The sequence below is a fragment of the Stenotrophomonas sp. YJH_SMC_91 genome (genome assembly GCF_059368495.1).
The window spans coordinates 20,100-37,737 of sequence record NZ_JCAFRT010000005.1 but is presented as its reverse complement, the minus strand read 5'-3'; the positions used below and the strand labels follow the sequence as shown (position 1 = coordinate 37,737).

Annotated in this window: 14 protein-coding genes and 1 tRNA gene; 14 read left to right on the top strand and 1 reads right to left on the bottom strand. The window is 61.4% G+C overall.

Annotated elements, in window-relative coordinates; translation table 11 throughout:
• Positions 1-53: 53 nt before the first annotated feature.
• The gene (locus tag AC5P5X_RS08645) at positions 54-974 is read right to left on the bottom strand and encodes a lauroyl acyltransferase (RefSeq protein ID WP_062605564.1); all 921 of its coding nucleotides are present in this window, start codon (positions 972-974) and stop codon (positions 54-56) included.
• 61 nt (positions 975-1,035) lie between these two features.
• Here AC5P5X_RS08645 and dtd point away from each other — a divergent pair, with 61 nt between their 5' ends.
• The 14 genes from dtd (at position 1,036) to AC5P5X_RS08575 (ending at position 17,637) form a co-directional block, all read left to right on the top strand.
• Positions 1,036-1,476 (top strand): D-aminoacyl-tRNA deacylase, encoded by a 441-nt coding sequence (gene dtd, locus AC5P5X_RS08640; RefSeq protein ID WP_005411180.1) that lies wholly within the window; start codon positions 1,036-1,038, stop codon positions 1,474-1,476.
• 89 nt (positions 1,477-1,565) lie between these two features.
• Entirely contained in the window at positions 1,566-3,419 is a 1,854-nt protein-coding gene (gene rpoD, locus AC5P5X_RS08635) for an RNA polymerase sigma factor RpoD (protein ID WP_005411179.1), read from the top strand.
• 448 nt (positions 3,420-3,867) lie between these two features.
• Positions 3,868-3,943, top strand: a tRNA-Ile gene (locus tag AC5P5X_RS08630).
• Positions 3,944-4,123: 180 nt separating this feature from the next.
• Entirely contained in the window at positions 4,124-5,302 is a 1,179-nt protein-coding gene (locus AC5P5X_RS08625) for a tyrosine-type recombinase/integrase (protein WP_099470507.1), read from the top strand.
• Positions 5,303-5,763: 461 nt separating this feature from the next.
• Positions 5,764-6,135 carry a hypothetical protein gene (locus tag AC5P5X_RS08620; RefSeq protein ID WP_099470533.1) on the top strand — a complete coding sequence of 124 codons (372 nt, stop codon included), beginning with the start codon at positions 5,764-5,766 and terminating at the stop codon, positions 6,133-6,135.
• Entirely contained in the window at positions 6,132-8,624 is a 2,493-nt protein-coding gene (locus AC5P5X_RS08615) for an Hsp70 family protein (RefSeq protein ID WP_099470508.1), read from the top strand. Before AC5P5X_RS08620 ends, AC5P5X_RS08615 begins: the two co-directional genes overlap by 4 nt.
• A gap of 5 nt (positions 8,625-8,629) precedes the next feature.
• On the top strand, positions 8,630-10,072 hold the full coding sequence (locus AC5P5X_RS08610; RefSeq protein ID WP_111188965.1) for an ATP-binding protein: 1,443 nt from the start codon (positions 8,630-8,632) through the stop codon (positions 10,070-10,072).
• A 549-nt stretch (positions 10,073-10,621) separates the two neighbouring features.
• Positions 10,622-11,587 carry a peptidoglycan-binding domain-containing protein gene (locus AC5P5X_RS08605; protein WP_111188973.1) on the top strand — a complete coding sequence of 322 codons (966 nt, stop codon included), beginning with the start codon at positions 10,622-10,624 and terminating at the stop codon, positions 11,585-11,587.
• An 18-nt stretch (positions 11,588-11,605) separates the two neighbouring features.
• Entirely contained in the window at positions 11,606-13,636 is a 2,031-nt protein-coding gene (locus tag AC5P5X_RS08600) for a hypothetical protein (protein WP_181453842.1), read from the top strand.
• 30 nt (positions 13,637-13,666) lie between these two features.
• Entirely contained in the window at positions 13,667-14,311 is a 645-nt protein-coding gene (locus AC5P5X_RS08595; RefSeq protein WP_111188966.1) for a hypothetical protein, read from the top strand.
• Positions 14,312-14,320: 9 nt separating this feature from the next.
• Complete coding sequence (locus AC5P5X_RS08590) at positions 14,321-14,809, top strand: hypothetical protein (protein ID WP_099470536.1); 489 nt, start codon at positions 14,321-14,323, stop codon at positions 14,807-14,809.
• A 483-nt stretch (positions 14,810-15,292) separates the two neighbouring features.
• Entirely contained in the window at positions 15,293-16,249 is a 957-nt protein-coding gene (locus tag AC5P5X_RS08585) for a DUF932 domain-containing protein (protein ID WP_099470511.1), read from the top strand.
• A 3-nt stretch (positions 16,250-16,252) separates the two neighbouring features.
• Complete coding sequence (locus AC5P5X_RS08580; RefSeq protein WP_099470512.1) at positions 16,253-16,570, top strand: hypothetical protein; 318 nt, start codon at positions 16,253-16,255, stop codon at positions 16,568-16,570.
• A gap of 89 nt (positions 16,571-16,659) precedes the next feature.
• Complete coding sequence (locus tag AC5P5X_RS08575) at positions 16,660-17,637, top strand: YqaJ viral recombinase family nuclease (protein ID WP_099470513.1); 978 nt, start codon at positions 16,660-16,662, stop codon at positions 17,635-17,637.
• The last annotated feature ends 1 nt before the right edge of the window (position 17,638 follow it).

The window sequence follows — 17,638 nt, the reverse complement described above, 5'->3', positions numbered from 1 at the left end:
GGGGGCGCCGGCGTCGTATTCAACGTGGTGCGGCCAGTGGTCGCAGGCGGCCGTCAGTGGGGGTGTTCCTCAGTTGCGTACGGGTCTTCCTCGCTACTGCCCGGTGGCCGCAGCGTATAGCGCTTGTAGGTCCACTGGTACTGCGCCGGGTCGCGGCGGGCGATGCGTTCGATACCGGCGTTGAGGGCGGTGGCCGCCACCAGCGGGTCCGGATCGGCCACGGTCGGGTCGGTCGGCTCGATGTGCAGCGCGAACTCCATGTCCGGCCCGATGCGTTCGCACCAGCCATAGAGCACGGTGGCACCCGTGCGTTCGGCCAGCCGGTTGACCAGGGTCATGGTCAGCGCCTGCACGCCGAAGAACGGCACGAACACGCCATCGCCGGCCTTGGGCTGCTGGTCGGGCAGGATGCCGGTGGCGCCGCCGTCCTTGAGCACCTTGAACAGCTGGCGCACGGCCGGGCCTTCGGCGCGCACCTGCTGTACGTTCTGGCCGCCGCGCACCAGCTGCAGGAAGGCATCGCTGGCCTCGTCCTCCGGCGGCTTGTAGACGATGGCGATCTGCCCGCGCGAGGCCAGCCACTGGTTCAGCAGCTCCCAGTTGCCGAAGTGCGGCGCGGCCACGATCACGCCCTTGCCGCTGGCCAGGGCGGCGTCGTACAGGGCCTCGCCATGGCGCTGCTTCAGGTGCCGGCGCAGGTTGTCGGCCGGCGCCTGGCTCCACAGCCGCAGGGTTTCGATGGCCTGCAGCGCGGTGGAGCGCAGCAGATCACGGTGCAGGCGGTCGCGCGCGGCGCCATCCAGCTCCGGGTAGGCCAGTTCCAGGTTGCGCCGGGTGACGCGGCTCTCACGGGCATTGAGGGCGATCCACGCCCACGCCAGGGCGCGCGCGAACGCCCGCAGCAGCGGCCAGGGCAGGCGGGCGAACAGGGTGGTGGCGCGGTAGACCAGCCGGGCTTTGCGTTGCGGATTCATCGGCGCCAGTTTAGCCAAGGGCGCTGCTATCGTGGCCGGCCCTGTTCATTGGAAGCCCACGATGCTCGTCCTGATCCAGCGTGTCAGCCAGGCCGCCGTCCATGTCGACGATGAGGCCGTGGGGCAGATCGGCCCTGGCCTGTTGGCCCTGGTCGGCATGGAGCCGGGCGATACCGAGGCCCAGTTGCGGCGGATGGCCGAGCGCCTGCTGGGCTACCGGGTATTCGCCGACGAGGCCGGGAAGATGAACCGCTCGCTGCGCGATACCGGCGGCGGCCTGCTGCTGGTCAGCCAGTTCACCCTGGCCGCCGACACCCGTTCGGGCATGCGGCCGAGCTTCACCACGGCCGCGCCGCCGGAAGAGGCTGAACGCGGGTTCAACCGTTTTGTTGAGATCTGTCGTGAAAATCACGCGCCAGGGGTGGAAACGGGCCGATTTGGTGCCCATATGGTCGTCAGCCTGGTCAATGACGGTCCCGTGACCTTCCTTCTCCGGCCCTGAGCCTGCGGGACCACCGCCCGGCAGGCAGGGCCCCGGGCTGGTATAATGCTACGTTCCCTATTTCTCCCTGCCGGTGGCGCGAGCACTACATGGCCAACGAACGTCCTGCCCAATCCGAAATCAAGCAACTGATCAGCAAGGGCCTGGAACAGGGCTACCTGACCTACGCCGAAGTCAATGACCATCTGCCGGACGACATGGTCGACCCGGAACAGATCGAAGACATCATCGGCATGATCAACGGCATGGGCATCGATGTCCATGAAGTTGCGCCGGATGTGGAAACCCTGCTTCTCAACGATGGCAACACCGGCAACCGCGAAGTCGATGACACCGCGGCTGAAGAAGCTGCCGCTGCGCTGAGCGCGCTCGACACCGAAGGTGGCCGTACCACCGACCCGGTGCGCATGTACATGCGCGAAATGGGCACCGTCGAGCTGCTGACCCGCGAAGGCGAAATTGCCATCGCCAAGCGCATCGAGGAAGGCCTTTCGCAGGTCCAGGCGGCCCTGGGCCAGTTCCCGGTTTCGGTCGAGTCGCTGCTGAACGACTACGAAGCCCACAAGGAAGGCAAGAAGCGCCTGGCCGAAGTGATCGTCGGCTTCAACGACCTGGTCGACGAAGAGCCGGCGCCGCCGGCGGTCGCTGCCGATGACAGCGCCGATGCGGACGCCGAAGGCGACGAGGACGAGGACGACGATGTCGACGGTGGCGATGAAGAAGCCGCACCGACCGGTCCGGATCCGGAGGAAGTCGCCGCGCGCATGCAGGCGCTGAGCGATGCCTTCAACGCCTTCAAGAAGGCCGCGACCAAGGGCGACAAGAAGAACCTGCCGCGCCTGCGCGAAGAAATGTCGGCGGTGTTCGTCACCCTGAAGCTGCCGCTGCCGCTGACCGACGTGCTGACCAAGCAGCTGCGCGACACCATGGCATCGATCAAGGCCCATGAGCGCCGCGTGCTGAACCTGGCGACCGTTACCGCCCGCATGCCGCGCAAGGACTTCATCCGTTCCTGGGAAGGCAACCAGACCAACCTGGAGTGGGTGGAAGACGCGCTGAAGCGCAAGCAGAAGTGGTCCTCGGCGCTGCGCGAAGTGAAGGACCAGATCATTGCCGAACAGCAGGCGACGATCGACATCGAGACGCTGACCCAGCTGGACCTGGAAGAGCTGAAGGAAATCAGCCGTGCCATGGCCTACGGTGAAGCCAAGGCGCGCAAGGCCAAGAAGGAAATGGTCGAGGCCAACCTGCGCCTGGTCATCTCCATCGCCAAGAAGTACACCAACCGTGGCCTGCAGTTCCTCGACCTGATCCAGGAAGGCAACATCGGCCTGATGAAGGCCGTGGACAAGTTCGAGTACCGCCGCGGTTACAAGTTCTCGACCTACGCCACCTGGTGGATCCGCCAGGCGATCACCCGCTCGATCGCCGACCAGGCACGCACCATCCGTATTCCGGTGCACATGATCGAGACGATCAACAAGTTGAACCGCATTTCCCGCCAGATGCTCCAGCAGTACGGCCGCGAGGCTACGCCGGAGGAGCTGGCCAAGGAAATGGACATGCCGGAAGACAAGATCCGCAAGGTGATGAAGATCGCCAAGGAGCCGATCTCGATGGAAACCCCGATCGGCGACGACGAGGATTCCCATCTGGGCGACTTCATCGAGGACACCAACGTGGAGTCCCCGATCGAGAACACCACCAACATCAATCTGTCTGAAACCGTGCGCGACGTGCTGGCCGGCCTCACCCCGAGGGAAGCCAAGGTGCTGCGCATGCGCTTCGGCATCGACATGAACACCGACCACACGCTGGAAGAGGTCGGCAAGCAGTTCGACGTGACCCGCGAGCGCATCCGCCAGATCGAAGCGAAGGCCCTGCGCAAGCTGCGTCACCCGAGCCGCTCGGAGCAGCTGCGCAGCTTCCTGGATATCGATTGATTTCCAGCGGCTGTTGAAGCGTTGAGAGAAACCCCGCCTGGTGCGGGGTTTTTCTTTTTGGGGTGTGTGTGCTTTCTGTAGAGCCGTGCCAGCTGCTGTTTGCGATGACGTATCCAGCAGGTCTTCTCAACGGCTGCGCGTTTGCGCCGCTATTGGATTGGGAAGATGTGATGCGCGACGAGCGCGAGGATTCACTGGGATTCGCCCGAAGAGCGACGCTGGCGTTGCTGACGCAGTCTGGTGCTGGATTATTTGCTGGCTTCGGCGGCGGACAACCAGAAGGGGCTGGAAGAGACCAGGAGGACTGTGGCGCTGTTCCACGCGCACCTGCGGCGGCAGGTGTGGTTTGCGGAAGTGGCGGAGAAGCGGTTGGGGCATGTGGCTGAGGCTCTTGCTGCTGCCGGGTAGCCGATCGAGCGCGGCCTCCACTACACTGTGAGGCTGCGCCGGGCCTATAGCTCAACGGTTAGAGCAGGGGACTCATAATCCCTTGGTTCCAGGTTCGAATCCTGGTGGGCCCACCATCTACTGATCCGACAGCGTCCAGATCAGTCCGAATATCCTAGCAAAACGGCCGTAATCCAGTGGTTTCGTGTCCGGCCGGGTCCGGTCGCGTGCGCCTCCATCCAGCTGGAACGTGAGTAACGGTGCGAGTAAGATGATCGGAAGATCTCCGCTTACTCACATATCCGTTACTCACAGCCATGTTGACAGACACCAAGCTGCGCAGCCTCAAGCCTCAGGGCAAGGTCTATCGCCTCGCCGATGCCAATGGGCTGTGCGTCGAGGTGAGGCCTTCTGGAGCCAGGATCTGGCGCTATCGGTACCGGTTCGCCGGCAAGGCGAACATGCTCACCATCGGGGACTACCCGGCGATCTCATTGGCCGAAGCTCGCGCCGAGCGGGACAAGGCCCGGGCCCAGCTCAAGAAGGGCATGGACCCGGGCCTGGTGGTGAAGATCGAGCGAGCGGCACAGGAGGAAGAGGCCGGCAATACCTTTGGCGCGCTTGCTGAGGAACTGGTGACGCAACGGGCCACGAAGCTGACCCCTGGGTCAGTCGTTCGGGAGCGCCGGATGCTGGAACGCGATCTGGGGAGTATCGGTGATCTGCCCGTTCGGAGCGTGACTGCGCCAATCCTGCTCAAGGCCCTCCGGAAGATCGAGGCCCGTGGAGCAGTCGAGACGGCGCATCGGGCTCGCGCCGCCGCGGGCATGGTCTTTCGCTATGCCATCGCCACCGGCCGTGCAGAGAACAACCCCGCCCTGAGTCTTGCCGGTGCGCTGACCCCTACGAAAACCAAGCACTTCTCCAGCCTGACTGAGCCAGAGGAGGTAGCAAAGCTTCTCAAGGCGATCTACGGCTACCAAGGGTCGCCCATCGTCTCCGCCGCGCTCAAGCTTTCGGCACTCCTGTTCGTCAGGCCGGGCGAGCTCCGCGCGGCGCGCTGGGAGGATATCGACCTGGGTGCTGCTGAGTGGCGTTACATCACCAGCAAGACCCAGACCCAGCACATCGTTCCCCTGGCTGGGCAGGTAGTCGAACTTCTGGAAGATGTCCGACCCTATGCAAGGAAAAGCCAGTACGTTTTTCCGAGCGTGCGGAGCGTCCAGAGGCCGATCAGTGAGAACACGATAAACGCCGCTCTACGGAACCTCGGGTTCGACGGCACAATGATGACTGCCCATGGCTTTCGGGCCATGGCGCGAACATTGCTGGACGAGGTGCTTGGGTTCAGGCCGGATTTCATCGAGCATCAGCTCGCCCATGCGGTCCGGGATCCGCTGGGGCGGGCGTACAACCGGACTACTCACCTGGAAGAGCGCAGGAAGATGATGCAGGCTTGGGCAAACTACTTGGATGAGCTCAGGCGCAACGCATAGTGGAGCGTCCGCGCTTCAAACGCCCAAACCGGACCGTCGCCTTCTGTCTCGACGCAGTTCCGCTGCATGAACTAGCAGCCTTCCTTTCCGATGGGGGTTTACTCCTTTTCGGCGGCGCCAATATCGATTAACCATGCCCTCCTCAAATCCGGGACAGGCAAGCGCCAATATCCGGCCTGTCTAGCCCGTGTTCGGCCGCTGGTCTTGCATGAACTGGACCCGCAAGGGCGCTATACTTGCCATCGAAAGCCGTCTAATGGGGTGCAAGCGGCGGATTTTAAGTGCTTTTTTCCCGCCATTCGTAGGGGGTGCGGTGGCAGAGAAAGAGGGCGTCGCTAGGTCCGCTCGGACGGCGCTAACGATCTGGCCGATCCGGGGAATTCTCCACGCGGGTCATCTCCAAGCTGGGTGCCCGGGGGAGCCGATCTGGAACGCCAACAAGTTTCTCAGTAGGGGGCATGATGACAAGTCAGGGCGAAACCAATGAGCAGATGGAGCAATCGCTGATCGACATTGCTGTCGAGAGTTGGCGCTTCTCGCGTCTGTTCGGGAAGGTGGTCGGCAAGCTAGACGCGGGCGAGTCAGGCCGCTACATCAACCAGATCCGCTACTTCCAGAAGAAGGTGGAGGAAAGCCTGGACTCAAACGGTCTGAAGCTGGTCAATGTCGAGGGACAACCCTACGACGCAGGGATGGCGGCTTCTGCCTTGAACTTGGGGGATTTCGCCCCGGACGATGTGTTGCTCGTCGAGCAGATGCTGGAGCCGATCATCATGGGGCCGAAAGGGCTGCGCAAAGAAGGCACGGTAATGCTCAGGAAGGTGGAGGCATGAAATACGTCGGTATCGATCTCGGCACGACCAACAGTGCCATCTGCTCGTTTGATGGTGAAAAGATTCACCTCTACAAGAGTCCTGAGCAGCACGATGTAACGCCTTCGGCCATCTTCATCGACCGGCGCGGTAATAAGTACGTCGGTTCGCGTGCCTACAACAGCGCCGCAAAGAATCCCGATAACGCGGCTGTGCTGTTCAAGCGCCTCATGGGCACAAGCACCCCCGTGAAGCTGCCCGCGGTCAATCTCACGATGACGCCGGAAGAATGTTCCGCGGAGGTGTTGCGCTCACTCTTTGGCTATCTGCCGGAGGAGATTCGTGGCGATGGCGACACGGGCAGCGTCATCACCGTTCCGGCCGCGTTCAACCAAATGCAGAAGGACGCCACGATGGCCGCCGCCGATGCGGCTGGGCTTGGACGGGTTGCGTTGATGCAGGAGCCAGTCGCTGCCGTGATGAGCGTCATGCGCCAGCGGAAGAACGACGGTATTTTTGTTGTGTACGACATTGGTGGTGGCACGCTGGATGTCGCCATTGCGGAGAGCATTGGCGGTCGAGTGAACCTGCTTGCTCATGGCGGCATTGCCATGTGCGGCGGACGGGATTTCGACCGCATTCTGTTCGACAACGTCGTCAAACCGTGGCTGCTCGACAACTTTGATCTGCCGGAAGATCTCGCATCCAATTCACAGTACAAGTCACTCCGCACCATTGCGACTTGGGCTGCTGAAAAAGCCAAAATCGCGTTGTCGCAGAGCGAAGAGTCTGTGATCAGCCTTGCTGAGAACGAGCTGGGTGTACGTGACCAAGCTGGCGAAGAAATCTACCTTGACATCCCGATCAGCCGGACTTTGTACGACGGTTTGATTGCGTCCAAGGTAGATGAGTCCATTCAGGCCACCCGAGAGAGCATTGAGAAGGCAGGCTTGAGTTCTCACGACGTTGAGCGGATCGTCTTCGTGGGTGGGCCAGCTCAGTACAAAAACTTGCGCGACAAAGTTGCTTTTGAGCTGGGCATCGCGCCATCCACCGACGTGAACCCGATGACGGCGGTTGCCGAAGGCGCGGCGGTATTTGCCGAATCCATCGACTGGGCTTCGCAAAGCCGTGGACGCAAAAGCGCACGTGGCGCGCTCAGTGCCGGTGGTGCGCTCGACCTATCGTTCAACTACATCGCGCGCACGCCGGAGCCGAGGGCGAAGATCGTCGCCAAGCTCGGTGGGCTCGCGCCCGCGGGTGTCGAGTTCCAGATCGACAGCCTCGACACGGGCTGGTCATCCGGTCGCGTCGCGCTGAAGGACGGCGCAAGCGTCGAACTCAGCCTGGCCAAGCCCGGCGACAACATCTTCAAGGTGTTCGTGTTCGACTCGAACGGCGCACCCGTTGCCTTGGGTGAGGACAAGATCGTCATCGCGCGCACTGCCGCCAGCATCGATGCCATCCCAGCATCGCACTCCATTGGCGTGGAAGCCCGCGACAAAGTTGGCGGGCGCTTGGTGTTGGACTATCTGATCCGTGAAGGTGACCAGTTGCCCAAGAAAGGCAAGAAGTCCTTCAAGGCGGGTGAGTCGCTCAAGGGCGGAAGCGCTGGGTCGATCAAGTTCAAGCTGTGGGAAGGTGAAATCTCCGACCCCATCACCGACAACCGCTTCATCGGCATGTTCGAGATCAAGGGAACGGATTTCGATGATGGTGTCATCGCGGCAGGGGCGGAGCTGGTCTGCGAGTTTGAAGTGCTCGACTCCGGCAACATCATCTTGGAGGTTTCGGTTCCCTCCATCAGCGGCTCGTTCCAGAGCGGGCGCAACTTCTACTCCAGTCAAGAGGGCAAGCTCGACTACACCAATCAGGCCAGAAACATTCAGGAGCAGTCCGAGCACACACTCGAACGTCTGGAAGAAATGGCCTCGAAGGTGGATGACCCGCGTCTGGAGCAGGCCCGCGAGAAGCTGGAACAGGCCAGCACCATCGAGTCCGGCGAGGCTGACCCAGAAACGGCGAAGCAGGCGATGGACAACGTGCAGGAAGCCAAGCGCCTGCTGGCGCTGACACGCAAGGAACACCTGAAGGACATCCGTCAGCTTGAACTGGACAGGGCGGTCGATTTCTTCGAGAAGGCCGTGCGCCAGCATGCCCGTCCCACCGAAGCATCGGCGTTCGACAACTTGGTGAAGACGGCGCAACGCGCTCTCGACAACAACAGCAGCGATTTTGAATCGCACTTGGACGATCTGCGCAGTCGCAACTTCATGATCCTGTGGCGTCAGGACTGGTTCGTGATCGATCACTTCAAACGTATGGCTCAAGCCAGTTACCTTTTCTCTGACGCCAGAGAGCACGCACAGCTTGTGGCGCACGGAACCGAAGCCATCAAGGCCAATGACATCGACAAATTGCGAGCAGTGGTTGGCCAGCTTTTCTCGATTCAAGTTGGCTCTGCGGGTGATGACGACATGATGGCCGGTGCCAATATCGTTCGGAGTTGATCCTCATGGCTCTCGATGCATGGCTCCCTATTGGATTCAAACTGCCAGACGGCGCGAAGGTTCGCGTCGCCTTGTTCGAGGGCGCGGATTGGCAGGTGTACGACACCCAAGGCGGCGGTCGTGCGCTGGTCGTCCACGACGATCTGGGCGTTCGCTGGCAAGACGCAGGACTGATTGACGAGGGCACGTTCGACGCCTTCCGGTTCGGAGATCGGCCGTTACGAGCCATCTCATGCGCGCCAAGCCAGACCCTGTTGCCGGTCAGCGAAGCGAAATCCCCTGACAACAAGGCCGAGGCGCTGTCGTTCGCCTTGGCGTTGAAGGCCACGCGCGACATCGATGCGGAATCGCCGTTGCAAGACGCGCTCTACGTCGAAAAGATCACCCGCCTGCTGCCAACCTACAGCATCAGTTCCCGCACCGGCGATGATGTCGTGCTCGGTTACTGGCTGACGGGTGGCACGAGTATTCCGGCTTCCGCTTTCCGCAGATTGCGCCAGAACATGAGCTGGATCGGTGCAGGCCACTTGAAGGATGTCGTGCAGGCGGCGGGGTTCGAGGTGGGCGAACTCATCCCGCTCGAACGCAAGCCGGAAGCGCCAACCGAGAATACCGAGGCCGCTCCCGCTGAAGAAAAGGTCGAGACCAAGCGCAGTGCGCCCGAACCCGACAAGGTCTTCGAACTCGCCGGGCGTCCCGAACTGGCCGCCTTCTTCAACGAACACATCGTTGACATCATCCTGCACCGTGACCGCTACAAGGCGCTCGGCATCGAATTCCCGTCGGCGGTGATCCTGCACGGCCCTCCGGGTTGCGGCAAAACCTTCGCGGTTGACCGGCTGGTGGACTTCCTCGGCTGGCCGAGTTTCCAGATCGATGCCTCCAGCGTCGCCAGCCCGTACATCCACGAGACCAGCAAGAAGGTCGCGCAGGTGTTCGACAAGGCGATGGAGAGCGCGCCGTCCGTGCTGGTGATCGACGAGATGGAAGCGTTCCTTGCCGACCGCGAGATGGGGTCGGGTCATCACCGCGTGGAGGAAGTAGCCGAGTTCCTGCGCCGTATTCCGGAGGCAGCGAAGAACGACGTGCTGATCATCGCCATGACGAACCGCATCGAGATGATCGACCCAGCCATCCAGCGCCGTGGGCGTTTCGATCACCTCATCAAGGTGGATTTCGCCAGCCAGGTCGAGGTGCAGGCGTTACTGGACAACCTACTGTCCTCGTTGCCGAAGGAAGCGGACGTGGACGCCAAGCCGCTGGCGAAGGAACTGGCGGGCAGGCCACTGTCGGACGTCTCTTTCGTGGTGCGCGAAGGCGCGCGACTGGCGGCACGCGGCGGCAAAGATCGGCTGGATCAGGCCAGCTTGCTGGCCGCCTTGCACTCGTCACCGGCACGGGAACGTGAGGGTGGCGCTGAGACAAAGCGACGGATCGGATTCATTTAGGAGATAGGTGTGGCTGGGGGAGAAAACGACAAAAAAGAAGAAGGCAGAGGCTTTGCAGGCCTCTCCTCGCTTGTGTCCGATGTGGACACGACGCCGCCTCCCGCTGCAAAGAAGGAACCTGCTGCCGCTGCGCTGAGTGCCCCGCGCCCGGCTCCGCAGCCTGCTCAACCGCAGCCACAGCCGCAACCGAGCCAGCGTCAAACCTATCAAGAACCTCCGCAGCCGTCCTCCGGCTCATCCGGCGGCAAGTGGGTGTTGGGCATTGCCGCCGTCTTCGGAGTGCTTTGGTTGATCGGTCAGGCAGACAAGCCAACAACCTCCTCAGCGCCCAGCTACTCACCACCAACGCAAAGCGCCGCGCCGAGCTATACGCCACCATCGCAGCCACAAGCACCATCACGGCCGGTTGAGACCAAGCCGCCGGTCGGCCAAGACCTCGTGCTCTCACGGGAGCAGATTCGGTATTGCTTGGCCGAAGACATTCGCCTGGATGCCACGAAGTCCGCCGTCAATAACTACGTCGATGCCGATGTGGATCGCTTCAACGCGATGGTGGCCGACTACAACAGCCGTTGCAGTTCATTTCGATATCACACCAACAATCGAGGGCGCAATGATTTGACCAGCGCTCAACGAGACATTGAGCCATACCGGAGTCAACTTCAATCCGAAGGTAGGAGCAGGTTTACTCGCAGTCCCACGGGGTCGCTATCGCCTCAAGAGCCATCTCGCCCAGCGGCGGACGTAACCGTGCAAGCTATCCAGAGCAAACTCAATGAACTTGGCTACGAAGCTGGCGCTGCTGACGGACTGATGGGCAGAGATACTCGTTCAGCAATCATCGCATTCCAGCAGGACAGAGGCTTGGCTGCGACGGGAGTGGCAGATCAAGCGTTGCTGCTTCAGCTACAACGTGCTCCTGCCCTCACATCAACTCCATCAGTAGATAGCCGCCCCGTCAGCACCCCAGTTCAGTTGTCATCCGCAGAGGCCGCTTCGCTTGAGGCAGCGTGCTCAACAGACAAGTACGTCAATGGCCCTGCTGCGTATCGAACGTGCGTGGATCGCCAAAAAGCAGCTTTGGCAGCAGGTGTGCGGCGGCCAAACCTTAGTTCTTTGTCTTCCGCAGAACAGCAGTCCATTGAGGCCGCTTGTTCGACTGACAAGTATGTCAATGGCCCTGCGGCCTACAACCAATGTCTAGCGCGTCAACTTTCGGCCATGTCTGGGCAAGGGAGCAGAAGACCCGATCTATCCCGTCTTTCCAATTCTGAACGGCAGTCTATCGAAGCGGCATGCTCAACAGACAAGTATGTCAATGGCCCCGCTGCCTACAACAGATGCCTCAACACCCAACTCGCAGCACTAGATCAACAGGGAGGCGGGCCGGATTTATCCAGGCTTTCGGCGGCAGATAGAGGGTCAATTGAGTCTGCCTGCTCAACGGACAAATATGTCAATGGGCCAGCGGCATACAACAGATGTTTGTCTCAGCAGTTGGCAAGACTACGGTGATGGTGAGCGAGCGAAGTTATGGCAATGGCGATCTGCTTCAAATGTGGTTCCGCGAAATCCGGCGCACTCGTCGCCTGCCGGCAATGTGGTGCTGCGCCTCAAACAAGTAGCGAATACGCCGTCTCGCTGGCGCTGTCCGACCATCTGTCGTCCAAAGATCAACTGGCGCAGTACAGCCACGAACTGCGCAACGGCCAGAAACTGTCCGTCCCCCGCGAGGCGCTTGTTCAGGCTCTGGAGGCGCTGAAAGACCCGCAGCTTCTTGCGATGCTTCGCGCTCAATCGACAACATCATCCGCGCCTGCGCCTGCACCACCAGGCTCGGCAACGACTCAGCGACCGCCACCCGTTCCCCCTACTGCCCAGAGGACGGCTCCGCCGCCAATTCCAGTCAAGCCGCAATCTCGCCTCACCACGACTGCACTACATCAGTCGGCGTTTGCGGTCTTGGGCGTAACGATCCGCGACAACCGCAGACGCATCGTCGAGTTGGCTGAAGAAAAGTCGCTGGAACTGGATCACGACGTTTGCCAGAAGGCACGCTCCGACCTGACGAACCCGCGCACACGCCTGAATGCAGAGATCGCGTGGCTTCCCGGCGTCTCGCCACGCAAGGCCACCCAGTTGGTCGAGAACCTGATCAGCGATCCGATGGCGATCCGAGAGGAATCGAGCCTCCCGACGCTCGCCCATCTGAATTTGCTGGCCGCTGCGTTCGAAGCCGTGGATGGCAAGCACGATGTAGACGACTTGGCCGAATTCATTATGGAGACCGCGTACCTTGCGGAGGAACTATACCCAGAGGATGTGCTGCGCGACATCAATGAGGATCGAACCGCATCGGGCTTTCCGGAAGTGCGTGCGCTCGACCAAATCGAGGCCGAGCTGACGGAGCGCAAGCGGTATTACCGGACTGCCATCAAGGATGCGCTTGACCGGCTGCCGCCGATGACGCTCATCCAAGTGATGACCGAAACCGTGGATGGCGTGACCTCCGGCGGCGAGGATCATGCACCGGGGCTGATTGATGATCTTGTTGACAGCTACGAGGTGGAAACCCAAGGCGTGCTGCAAAAAGAGGCCGAGAACGTCCACAAACTCATCAAGGCCGCCAGAGATCATGCGGGTTCCGGTGAGGCTGCCGTCAAGCCCTATGTGGACAAGCTCGATGCCGTTGCGCGCAATTGGGACAAGATCGCGCAGCCCATCCAGTTGAGTTCGAAGGCGCGCGGCATCGACCACGAGGCAAGCCGCGACTTGGCCTACAAGATTCGTAGCCTCGCCATCGACCTGTTCAACGAGCATGACATGCTCGCCCAGTCGCAGCGGCTGACCGGACTGATTCAGGAACTTTTTTCCGAAGTGCCGGAGATTTCGGATCGCGCCGAGGAAGACGCGGACGCGCTCGCAGACATCTTCCAGCAGCGCAAGCAGGCCGCAGCGCGTCAGGGCGAGTGGGAGCGCGAAATCACCTACCGCGCTGAGATTGGCGTCATGTTCAAGGACACCTTGAGCATCTCGCCCCAAGGTGCCTCGTGGAAAGGCCAGAATTTCCCGCTCGACACGATCACGCGCGTTCGCTGGGGCGGCGTCAACCATTCCGTCAACGGTGTACCCACGGGGACGACCTACACGATTGCATTTGGAAACCGGAATTCCGAAGCGGTCGTGGAGCTGAAAAAGCAGGATATCTACAACACGTTCATCGACAAGCTCTGGCGGGCAGTCTGCGTGCGCCTGCTCACCGAGATGCTCGAAGCCTTGAAGGCTGGACGTGATCTGTACTTCGGCGATGCGCTCCTGCACGACGACGGCATCACGCTGGTGAAGCGCAAGTTCCTCGGCTCGAACGAGAAGGTGCGCTGCTCATGGGGCCAAGTCCATGTGTGGAGCGCCGACGGCTCGTTCTGCATCGGAGCCAAGGACGACAAGAAGGTCAACACCGGTATTTCCTACATTCATGGAGCGAACACCCACATTCTGGAGCAAGCCATACGCATGGCCTTCAAGAAGCCGGGCATGCGCCGACTGAGTGATGTGTTGCAGTGATTTAGCCCAAAAATTCAATGGAGCAGCGTTATGGGATTTCTTTCCAATCTATTCGGAGGCAACAAGGAAGACAAAGCGCTGCGTGAGGCAATGGCGCACATCCACCGCATCCTCGACGATGAGGCGTTTCAATTGGAACTCGTTCATCCGGCGATGAGGGCGATGCTGGAGTCCGCTCCTGCCTACGACAAAGACCCGAACGGCACGGGTTCGTTTGGTTTCATCGAGACGAATCCGATCCCGGTCAACGGGCCCATTGGCCAACTGGCGTATCTGTCCAGGCTCGAAACCCAATCTGGTCAGCGCATCCTCTTTCATCGACTCGGTGCCATGGGCACAGTGGACGTGTTCGAGGCCGTGTCATTCAACGGAGCCGAGTGGTTCATTCTGTTCGTCGATCTCTACCATCCCCGGCGCTCACGCCTCACCCCGGACGGCTTCCGGTTCACGAAAGATGTCGCTCAGTTCTCCGGCTTCCACAAGTTCTGCGACAACTTCCCCTACGACTTCGTTGAGAAAAAGGCATCCGAGCGCGAATCAGGACTGAGCATGGCGTACATCGCCATCAGCAAGGTGTCCGATCAAATCCAGAACCGTGTTTTCAACAGGCCGCTCGCACACAAGGCCAAGCTCGACCTCGTGAAGAGCCGCCTGTCGAGTTCTCAATCTCAGTAGACGATGGCGATGAAAAAGACGCTTCTGACGACACTTGCTGCACTGATGTGCCTTCAGGCCACACCCGCTCTGGCCGAGAACTACGAGGTGAACCTGACCCGCAAGGGCAGCAATGTCTACAAGATCGACGGCAAGGACATTATCATCCAGACGCGCTACTGCTACGTCTATGCCTACTCGGAGGAGGCGATCTTCAAGACCTCCGGCTATGGCGGCGAGGTCATCTTCTTCGACAGCAAGGACAAGTGCGACGTGAAAGCCGTATTTGGTGTCTCGAAGCAGAAGCCGGGCAAGTACGTCGTGACGGTGAGTCGCGAGGACGATGACTGGTATGAGGTTTTCGGAACGAACTCCTACATCAAGACTTCGAGCTGCCTGTCCCTCGCGCTTGGCGAGGAGGCTTACCTGACGATTTCGCAGTCCGGCTTCGGACGGCTGCGTTTTGAGGATGGCGACGACTGCATGGTCGAGGCCGTCTACACCAAGCTGCGGCTATGAGAGGGAGGTGATGAACCGTGGCTGCTGCCACAGACAAACAAAAGGGAAACGCCACAGGCTCTCTAACCACGGTTATCGAGCCAACCGATGCCTATGAAGGCCGGCTTACCTCGTCCGGCGGCAGGCATTATGAGCGGCGAGATGGCCACCACCTTCGAATTTGCTTCGCCAAATGCTACGCCCCGTGCTAGTGCTTGGATTCAAAAGAATCTCATCCACATATCACCTCGTTGAAGCCAGTAGGGTCTGGCTTTGCGCAAGGGCACAGCGCTCCTTGTGCGCCTTCATCATGGATTCCCTATGAGTGACAGGTCGGAGGCGATCTACTGCATCCTTGTGGTAGTCGCAACAGCTCTGGTGAGCGTTGCCAGCTGCGTCCGCAGTAAACACCCGAAGTTCCCGTGATCCAACCCGTGACACACCACAAGGCCCGGCAATCGCCGGGCCTTGTGCGTTTATGCCCGAGATTAAGGAGAAGAGACGATGCACCTGGTTGAAACAATGGCCTATGCCGGCGAGCGGCCGTGGCACGGCCTCGGTCACAAGCTGGCGCCGCAACAGCCGATCGATGTTTGGAAGCGGGAGGCCGGCATGGACTGGTCGATCGAAGAGTCGGAGGTCCGCTACGTGGTTGGCAAGAACGGGATCGGTGCCATCAACGCCTTCCCGGAGCAGAAAGTCCTGTACCGGTCCGACACGCAAGCGCCTTTGTCGGTCGTGTCCAAGCGGTACAAGGTGGTCCAGCCGGGTGAGATCCTGGAGTTCTACCGCGACCTGACCGAAGTCGGCGGCTTCGAGCTGGAGTCGGCCGGCGTGCTCCGCGAGGGGCGCAAGTTCTGGGCGCTGGCCAAGACCGGGCAGAGCACCGTCCTGAAGCGAAGGGACCGCGTGGACGGCTACCTGCTGCTGGCCACGGCCTGCGACGGTACCCTGGCCACGACCGCCCAGTTCACCTCGGTCCGAGTGGTCTGCAACAACACCCTGTCGATCGCCCTGGGCAGCAACGCCGGGGCCGTGAAGGTGCCCCACCGCAGCCAGTTCAATCCGGACCTGGTGAAGCGCCAGCTCGGGATCACCGTCTCCACCTGGGACTCGTTCGTCGCCCGCATGAAGGCGCTGGTCGACTGCCCGGTGGATCCGGACTCGGTCGATGGCCTGCTTCGTCGGGTCCTGACCTATCCGAACCCGGACGGGGAGGGCGTAGCGGTCAATGAGCAGGCGTTCAAGACCGCTCGCGCCCTGTACGACGGCGCAGGCAAGGGGTCCGAGCTGGCGAGCGCCAAAGGAACGGCTTGGGGCGTGCTGAGCAGCGTCACCGAGTTCGTCGACCACCATCGGCGGGCCCGCAGTGACGATCACCGCAGGGAAGCGGCCTGGTTCGGTGCGGGCGCCCAGATCAAGCAGCGCGCGTGGGATGAAGCGCTGAAACTGGTGGCCTGAGCGATGGCGGTCGATCGTCTCGACGTGGCCTACATCGCCATCGACGCCAAGCACGCCCTGGACAAGAGCTGCACTCCCTACTCGGACATGCCGTTCGAGGGGGAGTGGGGCTACATCCGGGCGTGCATCGACCAGGCCGAGCTGCTGGGACGGACGTGGCAGGCCTGCAGCGAGGTGTTTCCGGGCCTGTGGTGCTACGAGGTAGCGGAACCCTTCGGTCGGGACTTCGGCCGGCACCTGCTGGCCGGAGGGTCCGTTGATCTTGCCCCCGCCATCCTGGATCGCATCGTTGCCACCGCAATGAAGGTCTCGCCGGCCTAGAAGCCAGCACTCGTCAAGCCGTTTCAACAGCAACCCATAGGCCCGGCCTCCGAAAGGAGCGCCGGGCCTTTTTCTTTGGAGAAACCGTAATGAGCAGATCACCGGCATTGCGCCTGATCGACACGCGGGAGATGGCGCGTGAGGAGTGGTTGGAGGTCCGTAAGCAGGGAATCGGCAGCTCGGACGCCGCCGCGGCAGTCGGCCTTTGCCCCTACAAGAGCCAGCTGGAGCTATGGATGGAGAAGACCGGCCGGGCCGTCCAGGACGAGGAACCGGGTCAGGACTCGCCCATGTACTGGGGCACCTTGCTGGAGCCCTACGTGGCCTCGGCCTACACGCAGCGGACGGGCATCAAGGTCCGCCGGCTCAACGCCGTCCTGCAGCACCCCACCTACAGCTACATGCTGGCCAACATCGACCGCGAGGTCGTGGGCAACCCGGACGTCCAGATCCTTGAGTGCAAGACGGCCGGGGAGTTTGGAGCGCGTCTGTGGCGCGATGGCGTGCCCGAATACGTCCAGCTCCAGGTCCAGCACCAGCTGGCGGTCACGGGCAAGGATGCCGCGGACGTGGCGGTACTGCTGTGCGGCCAGAAGCTGGAGATCCACCGGGTCGAGCGGGATGAGGAGATCATCTCCCGCCTGGTCGTTCTGGAAGCCCGGTTCTGGGAGTACGTCACCCAGGACGTTCCACCGCCGGCCGACGGCAGTGAATCGGCCGCCAAGGCGCTCAGGAGCCTGTACCGGGGCAACGACACCACGGTGGACTTCAGCGAGGACGGGGCGCTCTCGGAAGCCTTCAGGGGCCTTGTCTCGCTCAGGGACGAGATCGATGAGAAGGCCAAGCAGGCCGAGTGCCTTCGCCAGCGGCTGCAGGAGGCGATGGGGGAAGCCTCGAAGGCAGTGTTCCCGACCGGTGAGATCACTTTCCGCCGATCCAAGGACAGCTCCAGCGTCGACACCAAGAAGCTGGTCGAGGCGCACCCCGAGCTCGTGGCCGAGTTCACCGTCACCAGGCCCGGGAGCCGTCGCTTCCGGATCGTCACCCACTCACCAGAAGGAGCATGAC